The following is a 21,961-nucleotide window of genomic DNA, read 5'->3' on the forward strand; positions in this document are numbered from 1 at the left end:
ATTTTCCATCCCATGTATTTTTTGCATGAATATAGCCAACTTCGACCTCAACCTGCTGCGCGTACTGGACATGCTGCTACGTGAACAGAACGTTTCCCGCGCCGCCGAGCGCCTGGCCCTGACCCAGCCGACGGTGAGCAATGCCTTGGCGCGCCTGCGCGACCTGCTCGGCGACCCGCTGCTGGTGCGCGTGGGCCGGCGCATGCGCCCCACCCCGCGCGCCCTGGCCCTGGAAGGCCCGATCCGCGCGGCGCTGCAACAGATCGAGCAGACCCTCGGCGCCGGCGACAGCTTCGACCCGCAGCTCAGCCACCGCCAGTTGCGTATCGCCCTCACCGACTTCGCCGAGCAGCTGTGCATGCCCGGGTTGCTGGCCACCTTGCAGACCCACGCGCCGCATTTGCGCGTGGACGTGCTGCACCTGACGCCCAACCTGCCGGTCGAGGCCCTGGACCGAGGCGAACTCGACCTGGTGCTGGGGCGCTTCGATGATGTGCCCGCGCGCTACGAGCGGCGCCACTGGCGCAGCGAAACCCTGCACGTGGCGGTGCGCCAGGGCCACCCCGAAGTGGATGGCGCGCTCGACCTGCAAGCCTTCCTGGGCCTGCGCCACCTGTGGGTGCACGGCGGTCAGACCCGCGGCATGGTTGACCAGTGGCTGGGTGAACAGGGCCTGGCCCGTCGCATCGTCTACACCACGCCCAATTACCTGCAGGCCGCGCACCTGGCCGCAAGCTCCGACCTGTGCGTGGTGCTGCCCACCGCACTGGCGCGCCATTTCGCCCGGCTGCTGCCGCTGCAGGTATTGGACCTGCCGTTCGCCCTGCAGCCCTTCCAGCTGGAGCTGGTGTACCTTGCCCACCGCCAGCACGACCCGGCACTGGCCTGGCTGGTGGCGCGCATCATGGAGATTGGCGCCAGCTGAGCCATCGCATTTGGGCATGGGTGGCCATGCAAGAGTGGTATTGGTTCGCCAATGAGCTCTGTCCTTAGAGTGTTCGCCCTCAGAACAACAAGGACCACCCCATGCGCCTACGCACACTGCCCTGCCTGCTGGCCCTGGCCCTGCCCTACGCGGCGCTGGCCGAAGGCCCCGCCAAGGACGCCACCGACCTCACCCGCCAGAGCAATCAACATTGGTTGCAGCGCCTGCCCTTCGCCGACCGCAGCGATTTCGACAATGCCCGCCGCGGCCTGCTTGAAGCCGCCGACCGGGCCGTGGTCAATGCTGATGGCAAAACGGTCTGGGACCTGCAGCGCTACGCCTTCCTCACGGGCGAGGCACCGGCCACGGTCAACCCGAGCCTGTGGCGCATCGCGCAGCTCAATACCATTGCCGGGTTGTTCAAGGTCACCGACGGCATCTACCAGGTGCGCGGCCTGGACCTGGCCAACATGACCCTCATCGAAGGCGAGCACGGCCTGATCGTGATGGACCCGCTGCTGTCGGTGGAAACCGCCCGGGCCGGTTTGGCGATGTACTTCCGCCATCGCCCGCAGCGGCCGGTGGTGGCGGTGATCTATACCCACCCGCACGTCGATCACTTCGGCGGTGTGCGTGGGGTGATCGACGAGGCCGAGGTCAAGGCGGGCAAGGTGCAGGTCATCGCCCCGCAGGGGTTCTTCGAGCATGCCATCAGCGAAAACGTGCTGGCTGGGCCGGCGATGAAGCGCCGTGCGCAGTACATGTACGGCGCGCCGTTGCCACGCGGGCCACGCGGCCAGGTGGATGCCGGCCTGGGCAAGGGAGTGCCGGCCAATGCCACGGTCAGCCTGATCGCCCCGACCCGGCTGATCGAAAAACCCTTCGAGACCCTGCGCATCGATGGTGTCGATATCGAGTTCCAGCTCACACCTGGCACCGAAGCACCTGCTGAAATGAACCTGTGGTTCCCCCGGTTCAAAGCCTTGTGCATGGCCGAAAACGCCTCCCACGTGCAGCACAATGTGCTGACCCTGCGCGGCGCCCAGGTGCGGGATGCCAAGGTGTGGGCGCACTACCTGGACCAGTCGCTGTTGCGCTATGGCCAGCAAGCCGAAGTGGTGTTTGCCCAGCACCACTGGCCCACCTGGGGCGGCGCGCAGATCCGCGAATACCTGGCCGATCAGCGCGACATGTATGCCTTCATTGACAGCCAGACCCTGCGCCTGATCAACCGCGGCCTTGGCCCCACCGAGATCGCCGCCGAGCTGACCAGCTTGCCGCCACGGCTGGCCAGCAAATGGTACAGCCGCGACTACTACGGCTCGCTCAGCCACAACGTGCGGGCGGTGTATCAGCGCTACATGGGCTTTTACGACGGCAACCCGGCAACCCTCAACCCCTTGCCGCCGAGCGAGGCCGGCACGCATTACGTCAAGGCCCTGGGCGGCGCCGAGCGGGTGCTGACCCTGGCCCGTGAGGCCTACGGCAGCGGTGATTACCGCTGGGTTGCCGAGCTCACCCGGCACCTGGTATTCGCCCAGCCCGACAACAGCGCAGCGCGCGAGCTGCAGGCCGACGCCCTGGAGCAACTGGGGTACCAGAGCGAGAACGCCACCTGGCGCAACGCCTACCTGACCGGTGCGCAAGAGCTGCGCAACGGCGTGGCCCCGGCCGCAAGCAAGGGCGGCAGCGCCGACGACCTGATGCGCGCCCTGACCCCGACGCTGTTCTTCGACTACCTGGGGGTACGCGTGGATGCCGCCAAGGCCGCCGAGCAGGACCTGACCATCAACTGGCACTTCACCGACCTGAACGAAGACTACGCCCTGACCCTGCGCAACGGTGTGCTCACCCACCGCGACCTCACTCGCCACGGGCAGGCGGATGTCGAGGTGAACATGAGCAAGGCCACCCTCGACCGCATCGCCCTGAAGCAGACCGGCTTTCTCAAGGAAGCGACCCTTGGGGACATCAACATCAGCGGCGAGCGCATGAAGTTCATGCGCTTCATGGCCGGGCTGGACGAGCCGGATGGGCGCTTCAATATCGTCACCCCCTGAAGCACCCGCAGCGCCGCTCTAGAACGAGCGGCGCAACCACACGCCCAGCACCAGGCCCGCCACCCCCAACGTACACAGCGGCACGCTCCAGGCGGCGGCGTGGCCCTGCTCGCGGCGCAGCATGCCCAAACCACGGCGGTAGACGCCGCGTTCACGCGCCCGGCCAAGCAGTGCCAGCAGCACCGCCATGCCAGCAAGCACCGGCATTTCGCCACGCCACGCCAGGCAGGCGACCAGCAGCAATGCCACCTGCGTGCGCCGCCAGGCCAGCACCGTACGTTCGGCCTGCAGCCCGGTGTCGCCCGTGGGTTCAGCCATGCCAACGCGCCCATAGCAGGCCCACCAGCGCCACACAGGCAAGCCCGCACGCCACGCTCAGCAGGGGCACCAGGCGGGGCAGCGGCAATGGCGCCTCGCGGCGCAGTGCGCGTTCCACCGCCAGCCAGCGCCAGCCGGCGCCCAGGCTCACCAGCAAGCTGGTGGCCAGCAACGCCAGCTCCATCGCCACCCGCCCCGACGTGGGCCAGGTATGGGCGGCGAAGGTTTCGATGGCGATGGCGCCGCCGAGCAACGCCAGGGCGGTGCGGATCCAGGCAAGAAAGGTGCGTTCATTGGCCAGGGTGAAACGCGGGTCGGGCGCCTTGCCTTGCCCCAGCAACCAGCGCTCCCAAGGGCTGTGACGGTGATCGGAATTCATCGGGGGTCCTGTGTCAGCGCAGCCCTTGGCTGCGCAATGCGCCGGGTGAGAAGTACGAAGCACTGGTGCGCACATCGAAAGCGTACGGCCTTGGCTGCTCGTTGGTCAGGCCCGACAGCTGATAGCGACCACTGCGCAGGTCATAGATCGCCTCCATGGCATTGACCAGCGCCTGCCCGGTGACGTGGTAGTAGCTGTGCGCCTGGGCAGTGCGCCACAACTGCCCCTTGTGATCGAAGAAGTCCGCCTCGACGATGGCCCAGCTGTCCTCGTCCAGGTAATAGCGGCGGCTGGCATAGATATGCTTCGCCCCAGGCTTGAGGGTGCCCACCACTTCCCACACCCGGTGCAGCTCGTAGCGGGTGGGTTGCGGGTTGACGTGGCCCGGCCCGATCAGCGCGGCATAACCGAGCAGTGGCGATGCCAGGCGATAGCTGTTGTACGGCACGTGCAGGGCCTTCTTGCCCACCAAGGTCCACTGGTAGAGGTCCGGTGCACCATTGAACATGTCGCGGCTGTCGGCGGTGCGCAGGCCGGCCGTGCCCGGGGTGATGCTGTCATAGGCCAGCGCCGGGGCGCGCCGCACCCGCCGCTGGCTGCTGCTGTACAGCCACGACAGGCGCGGCTGCGTAACCTGATCGAGGGTTTCGTGCAGCACTACGGCATCGCCCGCCAGGCGCGACGGCGCGGTCATGCGGTAGCTCAGGTAGTACAGCACGTTACCCGTCTGGCCATCGTCAAGCACGTCGGGACGGGCAAACGTCTGTTGCAGGCTCATCGTGGCAAAGCGCCCATCGCCACGCGGTGTGATGCTGTCCGAAGCCAGGCTGAAACTGCCGTTGCGTGGCCGGGTGAGGTGGTTCCACAGCACCTGCAGGCCGTTGTCGGGCCTGGGGAATGCCAGCACGCCGTTAAAGCCTTCCACGCCGTTGCCGTCATTGACCAGGCGAGCGCTGGCAGCATTGTGCCGGGCCCATTCGCCCACCTGAGGCGGTACCGCGACACTGCGGTGGGACGGGTATACCGGCAGGCGAAACGTCTTGGGGTAGCGCTGGATCAAGGCCACCTGCCCCGCCGTCAGTTGCTCACGGTACTGCCCGTAGTTCTGCGCCGTGATGACGTACAGCGGCTGCTCATCGGCGTACGGGTCCAGCGGCGTGCCGTTGACCGCCAGCGACACCTGCCCCGCTTGCAGGCCCCCGCGCCAGGCCGGAATGCGGCCGTCGCTGCTGGCCCCGCGTTCAGCCCCCACCGGCGTCAGGTCTGGAAGCAGCGGCGTGGCCGCGACATGCAGGGCCAGCAGGCCGACGTTGATGAGCAGAATACTGCGTAGCAGGGCGACAGGTTTCATCGGGCTTGGCCTCTTGTTGTTGTGTTGTCCTGGCCGGGCTTGCCTTGGCCCGCCCTTTCGGGGTGATACTAGAAGCCGCGCTTCGAACGCCACAAATAACGTGTTCGGATACGTGCCATATCAGTTCGGCATACCCTTGGAACCGCTCCGATGACCCTGAAACAGCTCCGCTACCTGATCGCCATCGTCGAAGCCGGCAGCTTCTCCTCGGCTTCACGCCGCGCCTACATTGCCCAACCGGCGCTGAGCAGGCAGATCAGCCTGCTGGAAAGTGAACTGGAAATGCAGCTGCTTGACCGCCAGCACGACGGCATTGCCCTGACCGATGCCGGACGCCAGCTTTACGAGGTGGCCCGCCAGGTGGTGCAGAAACTGGACTCGGTGAAGGACGAGCTGAAATCCAGCCGCGGCAATCCCAAGGGCCACGTGGCCATTTCCATTCCGGCCACCGCGGCCGACCTGCTGCTGCCGGAAATCGTCAGGCGCGCCGAACAGCGCTTCCCGGGCGTGACCCTGACGGTGTGGGACGGCCTCAGCCGCGAAGGCGGCCAGGCCATCGAACTGGGCAAGGTGGACTTCGGTGTGGTGCCCAATGCCGAGGAACTCGACCATGTCGAGGCCGAGCCGATCTTCACCGAGGCGCTGTACTGGGTCGGCGCATCAGCAGCGGGCACACCCGACACCATCACCCTGGCCGAAGCCGCCGCCACCCGGCTGGTGCTGCCGCCCCGCGCGCTGCACCTGCGCCGGCGCATCGAACAAGCCGCCATGGAGGCCGGAGTGCCATTGACCGCAGCTTACGAACAACAATCGGCGCCCGGCATCGCCAGCCTGGTGCGTGCCGGCCTGGCGGCGACCATCAGCAACTGGCCGCCGCTGAGCGAACTGCTCGAACCCACGGCGGCGCGGCGCATCGTTGAACCGCGCATCAGCCGCACCATCGCCTTGGCGCACTCCCAGCACAAACCCTTGTCATTCGCCGCCGGTTGCCTGCGCGACCTGGTGCGCGGCGTGCTGATCGACCTGGTCAACAGCGGCCGCTGGCGCGGCGAACTGATCGGCAAAGAGCCCGAACCGCTGGAGGCCGTCCTGGGCGTTCAGCTGGCAGTCTGAGCGCGCGCCTGCCCGTCCCTTGCAGCCGACTCGCGCAGGCGTTGTCGGGTGCGCTGCGGGTTCAAGGTGGCCAGGCCGACCAGCCCGGCCACCACCAGCACCGCGCCGCATACCAGGAACCCCTGGGCATAGCCCGCCGGGTGTTCGGCACCCGCGCCCTGCACCAGCAAGCCGGTCACCACCGGCGCTGCCAGCCCGGCCAGCGAGGCGATGCCGTTGCCCATGGCGAGGATGCCGCCGCGCTGGGCCGCTGGGGTGAACTCGGCGAGCATCGCCGGGCCCACGGAATACATGACCAAGGCCAGGCCACCACTCAAGGTCAGCGCGGCAACCCGCACAGCGGTGCTCAGCCCGGGCAGGATCAGCGACGCCGACAACAGCCCGCCCAGCACCAGGCACACTGAAACGAACACACCACGTGCCACCCGTGAAGGCAGGCCGCGACGCATCAGGCGCTGGGAGAGCCACGCCAGCAGCAAGCTCAGCGGTGTGGTCACGACCACGAACATGACGAAGATGCGCCCGGTCTGCAGCGGGTCGATACCCAGGCCCACTTGCAGGTAACTGGGCACCCAGGTCAGGGTCAACGCCAGCGACCAATTGGCAGCGAAATGGCACAGGTAGTTGCCCAGCACACTGGCGTCGCCCAGCAGCCGGCGATAAGGGATTGCCGGCTCATCGGCCTTGAGCTGGCTGCTGCGCAGGCGCTCCAGGGTGCCCTCCTGGCCCAGCCGCCACCACAGCAGGCACCAGACCAGGCCGATCAGCGCAAGGATGATGAAATTGCTGCGCCAGCCGTAATGCAGGCTGACCCAGGGGATCATCGCACCGGCCACCAGCAGCCCCATGGCACTGCCAGCATGCAGCAGGGCCACCGGCAGGTTGCGCCGATCGTTGGGGAACCACTTGTACAGCGCATGGGTGGCCACAGGCGATGCCGGCCCCTCGCCGATGCCCAACAACACCCGGCAAGCCACGATGGCCCACAGTGAGGTGGCAAACAGCATCGGCAGCTGGATCAGCGCCCAGAACAGGCCCATGCCCAACAGCAAGGTGCGGGTGGGGCGCCGGTTGGCCATGAAGCCACCGACCACGGCGGAGATCGCGAAAAACCAGTGCAAGGCACCGCCGATCAGGCCGAACTGGGTGGCCGTCAGGCCCAACTCGGCGCTCATCGGCACCGCCACCAGGCCGATTACCACCTTGTCGAGAAAGTTGACCAGCATCAGCAGGGCCAGCAGCGCCGCCACCAGCCAGGCAGTACGGGGGTTGGGCAGGGAAGAATCCGCAGTCATGGCGAGTACTCTTGTTATTGTTGTAGGTGTTGCCAAAAGGCCGCCGCAGGGGCGGCCCGATGGTCATGCAGGCATCAGCACGCCTTTGGCGATGGTGTTGCGCTGGATCTCGCTGGTGCCGGTGAGGATACGCATCATCCGCGTGGCGCGGAAAACCCACTCCACCGGGTGGCCCTGCATCAGCCCGGCGCCGCCATGCACCTGCACCGCCTTGTCAGCGATGCGGAAGGCCGCCTCGGAGACGAACAGCTTGCACATCGGCGCCTGGGTACGGATATCGCCGCCGGCGTCGCTCACCTGGGCTGTGGCGTAGACCATGCTGCGCGCAGCGTGCAGCTCGGTGGCCATGTCGGCGATCATGTGGTTCACCGCCTGGAACATGGCGATTGGCTGGCCGAACTGCTTGCGGCTGCGCGCATGCTCGATCGACAGGTTCAGGGCCAGGCCGGCCATCCCCAGCAGGGTCGGGCAATGCAGCAGGCGGTTGAGGGTGATGCGCCCCATGGCCAGCTTGAACCCCTGCCCTTCTTCACCAATCAGGTTGGCCGCTGGCACGCGTACATTGTCGAGCACGATATCGCCATGGGCACCCCCGCCGGACATCACCGAATAATCGCTCTCGATACGTACGCCCGGGGCCTTGAGGTCGACTAAGAACGCCGAAATACCCTGGGCGCCCTGCCCTGGCCCAGTCACTGCCAGCAGCACCGCCAAGTCGGCGTAGGTGGCCCCGGAGATATAGCGCTTGCTGCCGCTGAGCACATAGTGGTCACCGTCACGGCGCGCCTGGGTGCGAATGGCGGTCGCATCCGAACCGGCCTCGGCTTCGGTCAGCGCAAAGCACACGGCTTTTTCAGCGCGGCACACGGGCTTCAGGAAGGTCTCGACCTGGTAGGGGCTGGCCACCTTGAACAGGTGGCCGACCCGCGGCGGCCCAGACAGCTCGCCCAGCACATGCGGGGCCAGCATGGAGCCTGTCAGCACCGTCGCTTCTTTCACCGCGCACAGGTCGGCCACGTTCAGGCCGGCCCCACCCATGCTCTCGGGCAACATGATGGTGTACAGGCCTTGTTCGCTTGAACGCTTCCATACCTGCCGCAGCACCGCCTGCGGGTGCGGGCGCGCCCAGTCCAGGTTCGCCTGCTGCTCCAGCGGGCGAACCTGGTCACGGACGAAACCCTCGATCGCTTCGATGATCTGCGCAGCCTTTGCACTTGGTTGATACATGGTGATGCTCCCTGGTCAGATACGACGTTCGCTGTGTTGCCAGTAGGTGTCCCGGACGAGGCGGCGCACCACCTTGCCGTTGGGGTTTTTCGGCAGTTCGCTGACAAAGTCCACGCCGCGCGGCTTCTTGAACCCGGCCAGCGCACGACCGCAACGCTCGATCAGCTCGGCCGCCTCCAGTTGCGCACCTGGCTTGAGCACCACCACCGCACGTACCGCTTCACCCCACTGCGCATCGGGCACGCCGACCACTGCTACCTCGAACACTTCGGGGAAGCTGTAGATGACTTGCTCCACTTCGCTGGGGTACACGTTGAACCCGCCGGAAATGATCATTTCCTTCTTGCGATCGACGATGAACACGTAACCCTGCGCATCGACCTTAGCCAGGTCGCCGGTGAGGTAGTAGCCGTCACGCATGACTTCGGCGGTGAGCGCCGGGGCGCGCCAATAGCCCTGCATCACGTCCGGGCCCTTGACCACGATCTCGCCGACTTCGCCGGGGGCCACATCTTCGAACGCGTCGTTGACCACCCGCAGGTCGGTCTCGAAGTAGCACCGCCCGCAGGAGGCCAGGCGTTGATAGTCGCCGTCTTCCACCAGGTGGTCCTGCTCGGTCAGCACCGTGACCAGCGAGCAGGTTTCACCAGCGCCGTACCCTTGCACCAGAATCGGCCCGAACAGTTCGATGGCCTTTTTCACCAAGGCTGGCGCCATGGGCGCGGCACCGTACATGACCAGCTTCAGGCTGGCCAGGTCGAAGCGCTCGACGCCAGGGTAATTGACCAGCCGGTTGATCATCGCCGGCACCAGGAACAGCCGCGTCACCCGTTCGCGCTGGATGGTCTCCAGCAACAGGCGGTCGTCGTAACGATCGAGCAGCAAGTTGCAGGCGCCCACCGCCAGCAGCGGCATGATCTGCATGCCGCTGGCATGGGTGATGGGCCCCACGTGAGCCATGACGTCGCCTGGCCCGGAGCGCCGTGTGGGGCTGGCGATGCTCTTGCGCACCAGCGCCTTGCGGTTGCCGAACGAGAGCATGGCGGCCTTGAGCACGCCCGAGCTGCCGGAGGTGTAGTGCAGCACGGCCAGCGCATCGTCGGCCGGGTCCAAACCCAGCGCTGCTTCGCTGCCGCGCTCAAGCAACGCGGCATAACCCAGGTCACCGCCCTCGCCCTCCAGCACGATGAGCTGTCGCAGCAGCGGCAACTCCGCACGCCGCGTCGCCAGCGCCTGGGCAAAGCTAGCGTCGGTGATCAGTGCAACGCTACAGGAGTCTTCCAGCACCCGCACCACTTCATCCAGTGACAGCCGCGCATTGATCGGCACCTTGACCATCGCCGCCTTGTACAGCGCCACTTCCGCTTCCACCAGCTCCACGCGGTTGGCGGCGAGGATCGCCACATGCTCGCCCACGGCCACGCCCAGCGAGCCCAGCCCTGATGCCAGGCGGTTGCTGCGGCGCTCCAGCTGGGCGTAGGTGACACGTGTCTGGCTGTCCGCCACGGCGATGTGGTCCGGCCAGTAGCGGGCACTTCGGGTAATGATCGTTCCAAGGTTCACGTTGTTGTTCTCGTCGACAGGAAGACATCGACGATGCTAAACAGCCATGCGCGGGCAGATGTAATACAAGATTCAGATGCCGGCCATAACGTTATTAGCTGGCGCAATGCATGAGACGTGCTCGAACTGCCGCTCGGTGTGCGTGCTGGAATACGTCGACCACCCGCTAGGCCGTATGATCGAAGGCGATGGCCAGCGCAAGGGCCATTTCAAGGAAGCTGAGCTAAGACCTCAGATCCTCAAGGGCTCTAGCGTCGGTACCGGCCCGGACATCCAAATGTCTGCATGGGGTCGTAATGTGACGGTCATACCTGGTGGACACCCATTCAAGGTTCGATCGTCTGTGCTGGCCTCATCGCCGGCAAGCCAGCTCCCACAGCAATATCACCAGCCTTCAGGCGAGTGCTGGACTTGTGGGAGCCGTGTTTGCCGGCGATGGACCGCTCATTGTCGATGGATTTCAACCTGAAGTAAGGGTACAGCCGTGAGAGCCAATGATCCTCGCTCAGCGACTTGCCGGATGCAATCTTCCCTGAGATCAGATGTAGCACGGCACGACCAATCCCCAGGGCTGAGCCCTCAGACGGCTATCTGCCTTTGAGCATGGGCAGCGTCGCATGCCGTGCTGACGGTGTTCGCCCAGAGCATGATGGAAACCGTTGAATCCGCCTAACCTGCCAGCCTGCCTATGGCGTAATCCTTGAAAACCAGGTACCCGATCCCTTGGGAGCACTGTACATGCTTATCGACTTCAGACCCGCTCAAGCCTCGGATGCGCAAGATATTGCGCGCTTCTTTCAACTGACGTCGGAGGGCATGGCCGATTACATATGGAGCAAGCTTGCAACACCGGGAGAAGCATTGCTGAGTGTCGGCACGTCTCGCTATGCCAGGGAACAGGGCGACTTTTCCTACAAGAACTGCCTGATGGCCATTTTCGAAGGGCGCGTCATCGGCATGATGCATAGCTATGCCTTGCGCGAGACCCCTGACAGGCCTGTCGAGACAGACCCGGTCCTCGCGCCGTATTCCGACATGGAAATACCCGACACCTTATACATATCCAGCCTGGCCCTGGATGAAGCCTGGCGCAGCCAAGGGCTGGGCGTCCAGTTTCTTCGCCACGCTCAGCAACGGGCTGAGGACTCTGGCCTGGATGGGCTATGCCTGATTGATTATGCAGAAAACCACGGTGCACGACGCTTCTACGAACGTCACGGTTTTCAAATTGTTAAAACCTGCCAGATCGTTCCGCATCCGATGCTGAGCGTAACCGGTGAAGCCTATTTGATGTATCGCCCTACCCACAACGTGCTCGAGGAAAAACCATGAACAAGAAGCTGACCGTCTTCCGCGAACTGGATATCCAACCGGTGCGCGACCTTCCTTTTTTTGAAGAGGTCGTGGAAGGCACCCCTCATACGCTGACCTCCAAGTATTATCACGATGAACAGCAAGGTCGCATTTCCGGAGAATGGGAAGCCAGCACCGGAGCGTGGCGCATCGACTACAAAGTTTGGGAGTTCTGCCATGTCTTGAGTGGATGCTGCGTCATCGAGCTTGAGGGTTGCGCCCCCATCACACTGGCCGCTGGCGACACGTTCATTATCGAACCGGGCGCCAAGGGCAAATGGACCGTACTGGAAGACATGAAAAAGAACTTCGTGATCCTCTTGCCCGCGAACTAGGCACCGGGTGGCGTTTCATCGAGCGCAGCGCAAAGCCAGTGTGCATGCTGGCCTGCTGCCGGCGCTCGAATGTTCTTCGGCAGGAGCCCTTTACCTCATGGCTGCGCTGTCGCGCATAGAACCAAGCGTTCGGCGAAGCCACCTATCAACTGAGACCCACATCTAGTGCTCTTTCGTCCACTCCAAGGTGCCAGGGAACCTCGCGACGAAGCGCGTGCCGTCCTCAGGCGTAGAGGTTACTGACAGCGTCCCGTTGTGACCCGTTACGATCTGAGATGCAATATACAAACCGAGCCCCAGCCCCTCCCCGCGACCACCACCTGCTGACCGTTTAAACGGCTGGAACAGTAGCGGTAACAAAACGTCGGGGATTTCTGGGCCATGGTTCATCACTGACAGAACTACATGATTTTCTTGCATGCTTGCGATCACCTCTATCGGGAGATCATGCGCCCCATGAGCAACGGCATTGCCCAATAGGTTTGAAAGCAATTGCCCCATTCTCCCAGCATCACAGAAGACCCCAGGTGAAATGATCACCTCTTGACGGATTTTGACGTTGGGATGACTCATCATGATTTCATTGATGACAGCAATAAAAATGTCACCCAGGTTGTCCACCAAAGTCCGTTTGACCGGAATGCCTCCCCCCAGCTTTCCTCGAGAAAAATCCAGGACATCTTCAATCAAGTTATTCATCCGCTGCGAGCTTTGTCGTATTGCAATGGCAAGCTGCTGCTCGCGACCGGCGGGCAGCCTGGCCTCCAGTAGATCAGCGCTCATTCTGATAGCGCTCAGTGGCGAACGGAGGTCATGCCCCAGTACGGCAATGAACTGCTCCCGGACAATGCCGGTCTCAGCCGCATTGGCCAGTTCAATCGTTTTGGCCTCAAGGTCCGCCAGAACGTCGAGTTGAACAGCTATTAACTGGGCGAAAAGCGTTAGTGTGTTGCACACTGCATCTTCATCAAAATCTGCTGGCACCTGATCAATGGCGCAGAGCGTTCCGAAAAAATCTCCGTTTGTCCTGGTGATAGGAATGGAGACATAGCTTTCCAAGCCGTATGTCTTAGGGGTGTGGTGGGTTGAGTACACCGGATGCTCACTGGCATTCTTGAATATAACGGGTTTGTGGTGCTGACGAATTTCGTGGCAAATCGTCGTTTCCAGCACCAACTCGCCGCCAGGTATGAGCCCAAAATCAATAGAATCATCGACGGCGCAAGCCACCCATTTCCTCTCGGTGACACGCGCAATTGCCGCAAAGCGCATGCCGGTAACATGCTTCACCATATTGAGAATAAGCGGAACGGCCTCGATCTTGGCAATCGTACTAATGTCATGTGAAAGGTCAGACGGATAAGGCATCAAGTCGCCGATTGGATGAATGGCAAATGGGCATTAAAGCGGAAGCCCCAGCGTTTGACAATGAACCCGCGCAGGGTACGCGGCCGTCAACATGGGCATGCGGTTACAATCGATATAGGTGGCTGTCTGGCAGATCCAGTTATGTGGCAGGCGTTGGTCGATTCAGGTGCACGCTGGGTTGGCAGGGATGCGAGAAATGACAATTTGGCTTGCCATCCACCAACGGCAGCTCTGGGTCGGTCGCAGTCGGTCTCCACTGGCCCCTAACGACCCAAAGCGGTCTCTCGCCCAGGGCAGAAATGGACCCAAAAGCTGCGAGGCAGTTCTCGGCCAAAAGCGGCCCTTGATTATCTACGAAATCAGGGCCCATTCAGTAGCCGTGGCAAGAAAGTCGGTGTTGGTTATCAGAAAATCCCGCAGGCAGCAGTTGCGGAATAGTCAGAGCCAGCGGCGAACCTCGGCCTTGTAGCGGCGGTAGTCGTCGCCGAACTTGGATTCGAGATAGCGCTCCTCGCGGGCGATTACCTGTTTCTGGATCACAATCAGCACCAATGGAAGCAAAGCCAAGGCGATTGCTCCGTCGAAGCCGACCGCAATGCCGGCATAGACAAGCGCCATGCCGAGATACATGGGATTGCGGGTCCACCGATAAGGGCCGGTCGTTGCGATGAGGGTCGTTGGTCGCGACGGCGGAATGTTGGTGCCCAGGCGCCGGAACAGCCCCGCCGCCGCAAGCATCATCACCGCGCCGGTAGCGAACAGCAGCGCGCCCGTCGCGATCAGCAACCACCGGTCGATGCCGAAGTAGCTCAGGGCGACGAACCGATCCGCCGCCAGCCCCAACAGCAACGCTCCTAGATAGATGAAGGGCGGAGGTAAGCGCACCCCCGCGCTGTCCGGTTCGACGGCCATGTTCATTTCCTCTGTAAGCGCTCAAGCCAGCATCGACTGCTGGGCAAAAATACCCGCCATCGCGCCCTGCGATGATGCCTGGGTGACCGAGGGCAATATGGGCGTGGTGAGATCGCCGGCGGCGTAGATGCCGGGTGTGCTGGATTGGCGGCGTTCGTCGACCTTGAGGACGACGCCAGTTGGCGTATCCATCGTGGCGAGGCCCAGCGATTCATGCAGGTTTGCGGATGGCTTGTTGCGCGGATGAGCAAACAGGATGTCGACCGCAACAGTGGAGCCAGTGTCGAGATTGACAGTAGCGATATGCCCTTGGTGATGGGCGATCTCGACGATCCGCCCGTCGATGACAGATATGTTGCGGTGAGCCAGATCGGCCTGGATATCAGACGCAATGTCGTGACCATCGGCAAAGACAGTCAACCTGTCGGTCCAATCGAGGAACAGCCTGACCTGGTTGTGAGATTGCGGGCCGGACCACACGAGGCCCCAATGTTGCCCGGCGACTTCAAAGCCGTCGCAATAGGGGCATGGGACGATGGACGTGCCCCAGCTCTCGGCAAAGCCCGGAACATCAGGCATCTGATCTGCGACGCCATAGCTTAGGATTACGCGGCGGGCCTTGAGGCTTTCGTGATCGTCAGTGACAACGCAGAAATCGTCGATTACGCCAGAAATTTTCTCCGCCCGGGCATTGACCAGCCTGACCGTTGGATAGCGCGCCAACTGCTGCCGCGCCGCGGCCAGGATTTCCAGCGGCGGTGTGTGATCGTGACCAAGCAGACCATGTGAATGGCCGGCAAAACGGTTACGCGGGCAGCCGGTATCGAGAACGATGACCTTGCGACGGGCACGGCCGAGCTGTAAAGCGGCGGCGAGACCGGCAAAACTTCCGCCGATGATGATGACGTCATTCATGGTGATGGGCTCCGCTGGAGGGCAGGTTGAAACCTAGCCTTTGGATTGCAAATTTAAGATACCGAGTGGTATCGTATACCTTAAATTAAGATACTGCAAAGTACCAATATCATGACTGAGACCATACAGGGCCGGCGCGGCCGGCCCACCAACGAGGCGCTTGCCCAAACGATACTCAACGCCGCGAGCGAACTTTTTGTGGAATTGGGTTTTCAAGCGACGACGTTGGACAAGGTCGCCCAGCGGGCGAAGATATCCAAGCTCAGCATCTATAGGCGCTTCGAGAACAAAGAGGCGCTGTTCAGCGCAGCCATCACGGCTGGTTGCCAGAAGTCGTTTGCACCACAGGCCCTGCTTGAAGATGCCGAAGGTTCGGTCGAAGACCAACTTATGGCGGTGGGAACATCACTGCTGCGCACGCTGTTGAGACCAGACGTCAGCAGTATCGAAGCCATGGTCATGGCCGATAAAACGAGTCAAAACGCCTTGAGCAAGCGCCACTACGAAGCCGGCGCCGCTCATGTCATCGCCGACATCGAGACCCTGTTGCGCCAACTTCACGCGAAGGCGCTTCTCAACGTGCCCGATTCCCTCCAAGCCGCCCGCTTGTTTGCCGCGCTCTTCAAAGGGTCCGATCTACTGATGATCGCCCGCTTCGATCAGGCGAGAGCAGAGGACGAAAACGAAATCGAATCCTACTGCCGGTCGGCCGTCGCCATGTTCATAGCCGCGCACGGTCGCAGCGACCGCGCAAGTGGATAAGCATTTGATTGCTCCAGAGCAGCTTGGCCTAGGCTTGGGTTTGCGCTTCAGGGTTCGCAGCGGAATCACAGGCTGCGTCCGATAACTGTCGCAGTACTGACGCAAGTGCTCAGCATCGCAGCCTGAATCGACCATAGACTCGGAGACTCCTTCAAGCTGCTGGCTGCTATTGACCGTTTGCTGTCCTTAGCGAGAGACCGCTTTGGGTCGGTTAGCGACGGTCTGCCCTCGACCGTCGCTTTAGATGGTCAGACCTCCGTCTGCTCTGCCATCTCCAAGGCATCGTCGACCTCAATCCCCAGATATCTGACGGTGCTTTCAAGCTTCGTATGGCCAAGCAAGAGTTGGACTGCCCTCAGATTCTTGGTTCTACGATAGATCAATGAGGCCTTCGTTCGCCGCAGCGTGTGGGTGCCGTACAGCGCTGGATCAAGGCCAACGGCTGTCACCCAGGCTTTCACTATTCGCGCGTATTGCCTGGTGGAGAGATGATCTGAACCGTGTAGCCGACTCGGAAACAGACAGTCCTCGCTACGGAGGTGAGCCTGATGCATCCAGGCTTCCAAAGCCATACGGGTTTGCTCGGTGATCTCAAATTGCACTGGATGTTGAGTTTTCTGCTGCATCACAATCGCTCGCGATGACACGTGCTCCCCATGAGCAACGTCGCGTACGCGAAGCTTGGTTAAGTCGCAGGCTCGCAGCTTGCTGTCGATTGCCAAGTTGAACAACGCCAGATCCCGAGATTTCTCCGCGATCTGGAGCCTTACCCGGATGGCCCAGATATTTCTGAGTCGGAGCGGGGCTTTCTGCCCGACTAGCTTTCCCTTGTTCCATGGGCGATGGGTGTAGATAGCACCGGTTTTCATGGGTTGTCCTCCGCGTTAGGGGAGAACAAGGGTGAACTCGATCCGGTGGACGGTCGCCAACCGACCCTTAGCGGACTGTCGCTCCGATTTCACCTTCTTGCCGCTAGAAAGCTTTCTCTTTCATCTGCACGTGCAATGCACCGACAATTCTGAAAAAAAGCGCGGCTTCTGCGTCTCGTGTCGTTCATACATTCGAAAAGAGGGTGAAATGCTGATGGATTTGTCTCGAGACGCGGCGAAGGCTTCTCTTGACGGAGGTATCGACGCCACTGCTGCCCTCACCAGTGGCGTTGCTGCATTCATCTGAAGAGGACCATGCTGGGCTAAAAAAACGTTCGGCAATATGATGGCAAGCGTTCTGGCGGGCACAGTCGATGTTGCGGTACAGACTTATCCGGAGCTGAAACCCAATAAGGACATATGGATGGAAATCGCTAGGGAGTGCGCTGCAAGAAGGGTCTGAACAGGAATGAAGAATGACTCGACAGCGTAGCAAGCGTCCACTATGGGTAGATGGTGGTCATTGTCGACCGGCAGTATCGCCCCATATCAAACGCTTGCATTAAGGCCTACAGATCGGGCTTAGAACGTACCACGCAAGGTCAACAGGTATTCACGGGGGTTACCGTACCAATTGTTCATCGCGTTGGTTCCCACGGTCTGGTAGTACTTCTTGTCGAAGATGTTGTTGACGTTAACCGATGCCGTCCAGTGCTTGTCGATTTCGTAATCGACCAGAGCGTTCCACACGGCATAGCCTGGCTGCTCGTACTCGAATGGATTCACGGTGGTGACGGTGTTTCCGAACGCATCCTTTACAGAAGAGGTTCCGCTGACGTAGTTTCGGCTCTGGATATTGGCGCCGAGGCCAAGCTTCCAGTGGTCCAGATCCCCTGGCAGGCGATAGCTGGTGAACAGCTTGAGCAAATGCTTCGGTGTTTGAGTGCTCAGCGGTTTGCCTCGGTTGGACGCTGTGCCGGTCTTGACCTGCTCGTTGATATTGAAAGTGTAACCCGCCCCGAGCTGCCAGTTCGGCAGAAGCTCGCCGGTGATCTCGGCATCGAAGCCTTTGCTGACAATCTTGCCACCGTCTTCGTAGCAGCATGGGTTGCCGATCACGGTTTCGGAATTGAGCAGCATGGCCTCGTTCTCGCGCTTGGTGTAGTAGACCGCCAGCGAGAGGTTGGCTTTTTTGTCGAACAACTCGGCTTTAGTGCCCACCTCATAAGTATCACCCGTCATAGGCTTGAGCGACTGGTGATCGGTGCCCAAGTAGTTGGTCTGCGGGGTGTAAATCTGGCTGTAGCTGGTATAGACCGACCACTGCTCGTTCAGAGTGTAGACAAGCCCACCGAACGGGGTGATCACCCCGCTCTCCTTGCCGCCGGTAGGGTAAACTTGGCCATCGGATGGCGTCACGCTGGTGATGTTGTCGTCGTAGTCCGAATAACGCGCACCAACAATCAGTTTTAACGGCTCGGCCAGCTGCGCGCGCAGGGTAGCGTAGGCGCCGCTCTTACGCTGGTTCCATGCGGGGAAGTTGATGTACATCCCAGGCATGGCACCTTCAGGCTGATTGCTGATGTCGTCCTGACGTGGGTCGACCGGGATGTTGGCCATGCCTAGACGGAATGACTCGAAACCGCGCCGGGTTTCCTGATGGTCGATACCGAACAGCACCTCGTGCTCCAGGCCGAATGCACGAAAGCGCCCGGAGACGTTGGCGTCGTAAAGGTCTTGGTCAATGGTGTAATTGCGCCCCCAGCGTGAGAACAGCGAGCCTCTTCCAGTCGTGCTGTCGAGGGTACCGGTTGCCTGGCCGATGTTCTGGGTGATGTCTTGGCTGTAACGCGTATAACTGCCGTTGACCTTCCAGTCTTCATTGAAGGCGTGCTCCAGTTTGACGAACAGCTCGTTGGTTTCGTAGTTTGCTGTGGACCAGTCCGCGCCCAGTGATGTGTCGCGGGACAAACCAATGTCGTCGCCAGTGTTGTACCGAGGCAGTCCACTGTCCCAGTAACCCTTTATCTTGCGCCACTGGTGACTGCCGCCAAACGTCAGCAGCGTATCCGGTGTGAGGTCGGCTTCAAGGATCCCATAGTAGATTTCTTTCTTGCTGTTGGTGGTGTCGTAGAAATAATCGCGATCTTCGACGGCGACCACACCTCGCCCACGCAAGCGACCATCTAAACCGAGCGGCCCGGTGACATCGACCTCCTGGCGATAGTTGTCCCAGCTGCCCGCCGAGGTAGTGGTCTTGAGCTGGTTGAACGCCAATGGCTTCTTACGCACCAGATTGAGGGTGCCGCCAGGCTCACCGGTCCCGCTGAACAGGCCATCAGAGCCTCGCAGGATCTCGATATGGTCATACATGGCCATGTCTGGCAACGACTGATAGTTCTGCTGGCGGATCGCCGGAGCACCGCCGTCAGTCTGCACGCTGGTGACCTCGAAACCACGGGAGTAGAACTTGGTATCTACGCCGTTGCCGCCTACCACGGTGATGCCGGTCAGTTTATCCAGCGCCTGTTCCATGTTGGTGATGCCCTGATCCTCGATGTTCTGCCGGGTCAACACCGAGACCGATTGGGGAATCTCACGCAGCGCCACGGGAGTTTTACCCCCAACCGATACAGCGCCTGCGGTGTAGGAACCGGTATTTTCTGTCGTCAGTCCAAGGCCCTGGCTTTGGATGATGGTCGACCCCAGCTCCAGGGCCTTGTCGCCGACTTGGACTTTTTCGATCAAAAGGATGTCACCATTGAAACTCGCCTTCAGTCCGCTTCCACCGAGCAAACGCTGAACCCCTTCACCGGCGCTGAACTGCCCGCTCAATCCCTTGCTCTCCTGCCCCTTCAGTACCTCGCTGGCCACCATCAGCCTCAGACCTGCCTGGTCGGCAAAACGCGTCAAAGCTTGGTCCAGCGAACCTGGAGCAATGTTAAAGGTGTGGAGCGTGCTCTGAGTGCGTTCGGCCGCCTGCGTCGCAGTAGTCATGGCAAAGGCGGCAATGGTGGTAATGGCGAGGCTCAGGGCTGTCCGGCGAATCAAGTGCTGCATGTGTCTCCCCTTGCTGAAATCAGCGAAATAAAAATCACTCTCGACAGGGAAAGACGACAGGCTGCAAAAAGCCGACAGCGCGATAGCAAAAAATTTTCAGCGAGACACACGCACCCTGGTGTTGTCGCGTTCGATGAGGGTCAGCCAGGGCAGTTGGCGAATCCGCACAGGGAGCGAGCGTTGCAACAGCTGCAACTGTGCCGGCAAGTCATTGGTGCCGACGATGCCGGTCACCGGCAATTGGCGCAGCTCTGCGTCGCGGATCCAGATCAGCCCTGAGTGATAAGGTTTCATGGCGTCAAGCACATCACCAAGCGTGCGGTTGTTGAAGACGAGACGATCATGCAGCCAGGCAGTTTCGGCACTCGCGTCTACTGCGTATGGCTGGGACACGCCGTTGTCGTCATAGTCCAGCGCCTGGCCTTCCTGAACCTCAGCCGTTTGCACGGCATCGTTGGCTTGCACGTCTACCCGCACCGCATGTTCAGTGACCACCAGATGGACACTGCTGTCCTGCCGACGCACATCGAAAGCGGTGCCCAATGCGCGCATGCGCCCCTCGCCCGCCTCGACGTCGAAAGGCCTCTTTGGATCAGCAGCGACCTGCACGTACAGCTCGCCGCTATAAAGTCGCAGCACTCGCCGCGATCCATCCACATCGACGTCCACTCGCGTCTGCGGTGCCAGTTCCAGGCGCGAGCCATCCGCCAGTTGCAGCGTACGGCGTTCACCCACTCCCGTGCGCTGGTCCGCCATCCAGCCGTTCTCGGCTGCCTGCCATGTCAGCCCGCAGGCAAGTCCCACCGCCAGCACCAAGCCCAAAACCGGCAGGCGCTGGGGGCGTGATACGGGGCATTGTAGGGCGCTACCCAACTGCTCCCACAGCCGTTCAGCCGCCTGTGCTGCCCGCTGATGCCCCGGCGAGGTTTCGCACCATTGCAGGTAACCCTCCCAGTCGACCTTCTGCTTGTCGCCCGAGTGCAGGTCGACCAGCCACTGCAAGGCTTGTTCGCGCAGGGCAGACTGTGTGGCTTGAGAATCAGGCACGTTCACTTAGTCTTCCATCAGCCCTAGGCGGCTGGCGCAGTGACTCAACGCCCGCATGATGTACTTGCTGACCATGCTCGGTGAAACGCCAAGCCGTTCGGCAATTTCCGTGTGCCCCAGACCGTCGATGCGGTTGAGCAACAGTGCGTGGCGGCATTTTTCGGGCAACTCGTCCAAAGCGTTGTGCAGCAGGCGCAACTGCTCGCGCAAAAGCAGAAGCTCAGCTGGCCCCGGACTGGAGTCGAGCAACTCATCCTGAAGATCGTGCAACGATGCCTGAGTACCACGCCGCGAACGGCTGCGACAAAAGTCGATGATCAGGTTGCGCATCATCCGGATCAGGAAGAACTGCGGATTGCTGATGCTCTGAGTCCGTTCTTGGCGGTCGAGGCTCACATAACGCAGGAAAGTGTCTTGGGTCAGATCCGCAGCCAGATCACGATCACCGAGACGACGGTAGGCGAGTTGCTGGAGTTCGCGGTGGTAAAGGCGAAACAACTGCTCCATTTTGTCGGCCACTGCGCGCTCCGAGAGAGGTGACATCCATTTTTTGTGGAGTGAGCATACTGACTGTGAGAATCATTCGCAATGATGAGGATGCCGGATGAATGTCTGCAATGGGTCGAAAGCGGACGCTCGCCAACGGCAGCTATCACCTCATTGCCGACGCTCAGTCCAAATGTCCTTGCACTAAACATATGGAAATTCGTATATTCGTATTTCCATATGTATTGGTGCAGTCATGATTACACCGCCTGATGTATTCAAAAGCCTGTCCGACGAGACCCGTGCTCGCGCCACCCTGCTGATCGCCAGTCTCGGTGAGCTATGTGTCTGCGAACTGATGTGCGCGCTGAACGACAGCCAACCCAAGATCAGCCGCCACCTCGCACATCTGCGCAGCAATGGCATGCTGTTGGATCGCCGCCAGGGGCAATGGGTGTATTACCGTCTAAACCCCGAGCTGCCAGCCTGGGTGCATGAGATGTTGCAGGTGACCTTGCAGGCAAATTCGCAATGGTTGGCCGACAACTCTCATCGGCTGAAGAACATGGACGGCCGCCCCGTCCGTGACGCTGCCTGCTGCTGATCAACATCGAGCGAGATCT

At 61.4% G+C, this 21,961-nt stretch carries 20 protein-coding genes and 2 pseudogenes; 7 read left to right on the forward strand and 15 right to left on the reverse strand.

The annotated features are described in order from the left end of the window. The first annotated feature begins 25 nt into the window (after positions 1 to 25). Positions 26 to 925 carry a LysR family transcriptional regulator gene (locus tag SB765_RS15965; protein ID WP_410931563.1) on the forward strand — a complete coding sequence of 300 codons (900 nt, stop codon included), beginning with the start codon at positions 26 to 28 and terminating at the stop codon, positions 923 to 925. A 101-nt stretch (positions 926 to 1,026) separates the two neighbouring features. After that, a complete protein-coding gene (locus tag SB765_RS15970; RefSeq protein ID WP_410931565.1) occupies positions 1,027 to 2,985 on the forward strand; it encodes an alkyl/aryl-sulfatase in 1,959 nt (652 codons plus the stop codon). A gap of 18 nt (positions 2,986 to 3,003) precedes the next feature. Here the strand turns inward: SB765_RS15970 and SB765_RS15975 are convergent, their stop codons facing one another. From SB765_RS15975 to SB765_RS15985, 3 genes are read right to left on the reverse strand one after another with little or no spacing between them, the layout of a single operon-like run. After that, a complete protein-coding gene (locus SB765_RS15975) occupies positions 3,004 to 3,303 on the reverse strand; it encodes a DUF202 domain-containing protein (RefSeq protein WP_341795955.1) in 300 nt (99 codons plus the stop codon). Then, the gene (locus tag SB765_RS15980; protein WP_338747061.1) at positions 3,296 to 3,682 is read right to left on the reverse strand and encodes a YidH family protein; all 387 of its coding nucleotides are present in this window, start codon (positions 3,680 to 3,682) and stop codon (positions 3,296 to 3,298) included. The genes SB765_RS15975 and SB765_RS15980 overlap by 8 nt, the downstream gene beginning before the upstream one ends. Before the next feature lie 13 nt (positions 3,683 to 3,695). Continuing rightward, positions 3,696 to 5,033, reverse strand: coding sequence for a DUF1329 domain-containing protein (locus tag SB765_RS15985; RefSeq protein ID WP_410931566.1), 1,338 nt, complete (start codon positions 5,031 to 5,033; stop codon positions 3,696 to 3,698). Between the two features lie 150 nt (positions 5,034 to 5,183). Here SB765_RS15985 and SB765_RS15990 point away from each other — a divergent pair, with 150 nt between their 5' ends. Further along, a complete protein-coding gene (locus SB765_RS15990) occupies positions 5,184 to 6,146 on the forward strand; it encodes a LysR family transcriptional regulator (RefSeq protein ID WP_410931567.1) in 963 nt (320 codons plus the stop codon). On the opposite strand, the gene SB765_RS15995 is transcribed toward SB765_RS15990, so the two are convergent. The 4 genes and pseudogenes from SB765_RS15995 to SB765_RS16010 all read right to left on the reverse strand — a co-directional run. Continuing rightward, a complete protein-coding gene (locus SB765_RS15995; RefSeq protein ID WP_410931568.1) occupies positions 6,131 to 7,441 on the reverse strand; it encodes an MFS transporter in 1,311 nt (436 codons plus the stop codon). The two genes, SB765_RS15990 and SB765_RS15995, sit on opposite strands and share 16 nt — an antisense overlap. Positions 7,442 to 7,504: 63 nt before the next feature. After that, a complete protein-coding gene (locus tag SB765_RS16000; RefSeq protein ID WP_341795958.1) occupies positions 7,505 to 8,668 on the reverse strand; it encodes an acyl-CoA dehydrogenase family protein in 1,164 nt (387 codons plus the stop codon). A gap of 15 nt (positions 8,669 to 8,683) precedes the next feature. Next, complete coding sequence (locus SB765_RS16005; protein ID WP_410931569.1) at positions 8,684 to 10,231, reverse strand: AMP-binding protein; 1,548 nt, start codon at positions 10,229 to 10,231, stop codon at positions 8,684 to 8,686. 473 nt (positions 10,232 to 10,704) lie between these two features. Next, a pseudogene (locus tag SB765_RS16010) lies at positions 10,705 to 10,794 on the reverse strand (ATP-binding protein); the annotation flags it as partial. A gap of 175 nt (positions 10,795 to 10,969) precedes the next feature. Between SB765_RS16010 and SB765_RS16015 the strand changes: the two are divergent. Together SB765_RS16015 and SB765_RS16020 are read left to right on the forward strand one after the other, a co-directional pair. Beyond that, complete coding sequence (locus tag SB765_RS16015; RefSeq protein WP_341795960.1) at positions 10,970 to 11,563, forward strand: GNAT family N-acetyltransferase; 594 nt, start codon at positions 10,970 to 10,972, stop codon at positions 11,561 to 11,563. Beyond that, on the forward strand, positions 11,560 to 11,919 hold the full coding sequence (locus SB765_RS16020) for a cupin domain-containing protein (protein WP_019472176.1): 360 nt from the start codon (positions 11,560 to 11,562) through the stop codon (positions 11,917 to 11,919). Before SB765_RS16015 ends, SB765_RS16020 begins: the two co-directional genes overlap by 4 nt. A gap of 162 nt (positions 11,920 to 12,081) precedes the next feature. Here the strand turns inward: SB765_RS16020 and SB765_RS16025 are convergent, their stop codons facing one another. From SB765_RS16025 to SB765_RS16035, 3 genes are all read right to left on the reverse strand, one after another. Continuing rightward, the gene (locus SB765_RS16025) at positions 12,082 to 13,287 is read right to left on the reverse strand and encodes a GAF domain-containing sensor histidine kinase (RefSeq protein WP_341795961.1); all 1,206 of its coding nucleotides are present in this window, start codon (positions 13,285 to 13,287) and stop codon (positions 12,082 to 12,084) included. A gap of 438 nt (positions 13,288 to 13,725) precedes the next feature. After that, positions 13,726 to 14,199 carry a methyltransferase family protein gene (locus tag SB765_RS16030; protein WP_220633896.1) on the reverse strand — a complete coding sequence of 158 codons (474 nt, stop codon included), beginning with the start codon at positions 14,197 to 14,199 and terminating at the stop codon, positions 13,726 to 13,728. Positions 14,200 to 14,220: 21 nt separating this feature from the next. Then, positions 14,221 to 15,114 (reverse strand): NAD(P)/FAD-dependent oxidoreductase, encoded by an 894-nt coding sequence (locus SB765_RS16035; RefSeq protein ID WP_410931570.1) that lies wholly within the window; start codon positions 15,112 to 15,114, stop codon positions 14,221 to 14,223. A 111-nt stretch (positions 15,115 to 15,225) separates the two neighbouring features. On the opposite strand from SB765_RS16035, the gene SB765_RS16040 reads away from it, so the two are divergent. Continuing rightward, positions 15,226 to 15,876 carry a TetR/AcrR family transcriptional regulator gene (locus tag SB765_RS16040; protein WP_410931571.1) on the forward strand — a complete coding sequence of 217 codons (651 nt, stop codon included), beginning with the start codon at positions 15,226 to 15,228 and terminating at the stop codon, positions 15,874 to 15,876. Between the two features lie 30 nt (positions 15,877 to 15,906). On the opposite strand, the pseudogene SB765_RS16045 reads toward SB765_RS16040, so the two are convergent. From SB765_RS16045 to SB765_RS16065, 5 genes and pseudogenes are all read right to left on the reverse strand, one after another. Then, positions 15,907 to 15,999, reverse strand: a pseudogene (locus SB765_RS16045) (IS5/IS1182 family transposase); the annotation flags it as partial. Between the two features lie 125 nt (positions 16,000 to 16,124). Then, positions 16,125 to 16,745 (reverse strand): tyrosine-type recombinase/integrase, encoded by a 621-nt coding sequence (locus SB765_RS16050; protein WP_410931572.1) that lies wholly within the window; start codon positions 16,743 to 16,745, stop codon positions 16,125 to 16,127. A gap of 582 nt (positions 16,746 to 17,327) precedes the next feature. Next, positions 17,328 to 19,805 carry a TonB-dependent siderophore receptor gene (locus SB765_RS16055; protein WP_410931573.1) on the reverse strand — a complete coding sequence of 826 codons (2,478 nt, stop codon included), beginning with the start codon at positions 19,803 to 19,805 and terminating at the stop codon, positions 17,328 to 17,330. A gap of 96 nt (positions 19,806 to 19,901) precedes the next feature. Beyond that, positions 19,902 to 20,858, reverse strand: a complete 957-nt coding sequence (locus SB765_RS16060) for a FecR family protein (protein ID WP_410931574.1) — start codon at positions 20,856 to 20,858, stop codon at positions 19,902 to 19,904. Then, positions 20,859 to 21,371, reverse strand: a complete 513-nt coding sequence (locus SB765_RS16065) for an RNA polymerase sigma factor (RefSeq protein ID WP_410910468.1) — start codon at positions 21,369 to 21,371, stop codon at positions 20,859 to 20,861. It abuts the gene before it with no gap. A gap of 223 nt (positions 21,372 to 21,594) precedes the next feature. Here SB765_RS16065 and SB765_RS16070 point away from each other — a divergent pair, with 223 nt between their 5' ends. Beyond that, positions 21,595 to 21,942 carry a metalloregulator ArsR/SmtB family transcription factor gene (locus tag SB765_RS16070; protein WP_410931575.1) on the forward strand — a complete coding sequence of 116 codons (348 nt, stop codon included), beginning with the start codon at positions 21,595 to 21,597 and terminating at the stop codon, positions 21,940 to 21,942. The last annotated feature ends 19 nt before the right edge of the window (positions 21,943 to 21,961 follow it).

Source organism: Pseudomonas sp. SIMBA_067 (assembly GCF_046534675.1).
In the GTDB taxonomy this organism is placed as follows: domain Bacteria; phylum Pseudomonadota; class Gammaproteobacteria; order Pseudomonadales; family Pseudomonadaceae; genus Aquipseudomonas; species Aquipseudomonas putida.

What these genes read in the sequence shown, in the direction of transcription:
- SB765_RS15965 (WP_410931563.1), top strand. Translation starts at nt 26, where the DNA reads ATGAATATAGCCAACTTCGACCTCAACCTGCTGCGCGTACTGGACATG.
- SB765_RS15970 (WP_410931565.1), top strand. Translation starts at nt 1,027, where the DNA reads ATGCGCCTACGCACACTGCCCTGCCTGCTGGCCCTGGCCCTGCCCTAC.
- SB765_RS15975 (WP_341795955.1), bottom strand. Translation starts at nt 3,303, where the DNA reads ATGGCTGAACCCACGGGCGACACCGGGCTGCAGGCCGAACGTACGGTG.
- SB765_RS15980 (WP_338747061.1), bottom strand. Translation starts at nt 3,682, where the DNA reads ATGAATTCCGATCACCGTCACAGCCCTTGGGAGCGCTGGTTGCTGGGG.
- SB765_RS15985 (WP_410931566.1), bottom strand. Translation starts at nt 5,033, where the DNA reads ATGAAACCTGTCGCCCTGCTACGCAGTATTCTGCTCATCAACGTCGGC.
- SB765_RS15990 (WP_410931567.1), top strand. Translation starts at nt 5,184, where the DNA reads ATGACCCTGAAACAGCTCCGCTACCTGATCGCCATCGTCGAAGCCGGC.
- SB765_RS15995 (WP_410931568.1), bottom strand. Translation starts at nt 7,441, where the DNA reads ATGACTGCGGATTCTTCCCTGCCCAACCCCCGTACTGCCTGGCTGGTG.
- SB765_RS16000 (WP_341795958.1), bottom strand. Translation starts at nt 8,668, where the DNA reads ATGTATCAACCAAGTGCAAAGGCTGCGCAGATCATCGAAGCGATCGAG.
- SB765_RS16015 (WP_341795960.1), top strand. Translation starts at nt 10,970, where the DNA reads ATGCTTATCGACTTCAGACCCGCTCAAGCCTCGGATGCGCAAGATATT.
- SB765_RS16020 (WP_019472176.1), top strand. Translation starts at nt 11,560, where the DNA reads ATGAACAAGAAGCTGACCGTCTTCCGCGAACTGGATATCCAACCGGTG.
- SB765_RS16025 (WP_341795961.1), bottom strand. Translation starts at nt 13,287, where the DNA reads ATGCCTTATCCGTCTGACCTTTCACATGACATTAGTACGATTGCCAAG.
- SB765_RS16030 (WP_220633896.1), bottom strand. Translation starts at nt 14,199, where the DNA reads ATGGCCGTCGAACCGGACAGCGCGGGGGTGCGCTTACCTCCGCCCTTC.
- SB765_RS16035 (WP_410931570.1), bottom strand. Translation starts at nt 15,114, where the DNA reads ATGAATGACGTCATCATCATCGGCGGAAGTTTTGCCGGTCTCGCCGCC.
- SB765_RS16040 (WP_410931571.1), top strand. Translation starts at nt 15,226, where the DNA reads ATGACTGAGACCATACAGGGCCGGCGCGGCCGGCCCACCAACGAGGCG.
- SB765_RS16050 (WP_410931572.1), bottom strand. Translation starts at nt 16,745, where the DNA reads ATGAAAACCGGTGCTATCTACACCCATCGCCCATGGAACAAGGGAAAG.
- SB765_RS16055 (WP_410931573.1), bottom strand. Translation starts at nt 19,805, where the DNA reads ATGCAGCACTTGATTCGCCGGACAGCCCTGAGCCTCGCCATTACCACC.
- SB765_RS16070 (WP_410931575.1), top strand. Translation starts at nt 21,595, where the DNA reads ATGATTACACCGCCTGATGTATTCAAAAGCCTGTCCGACGAGACCCGT.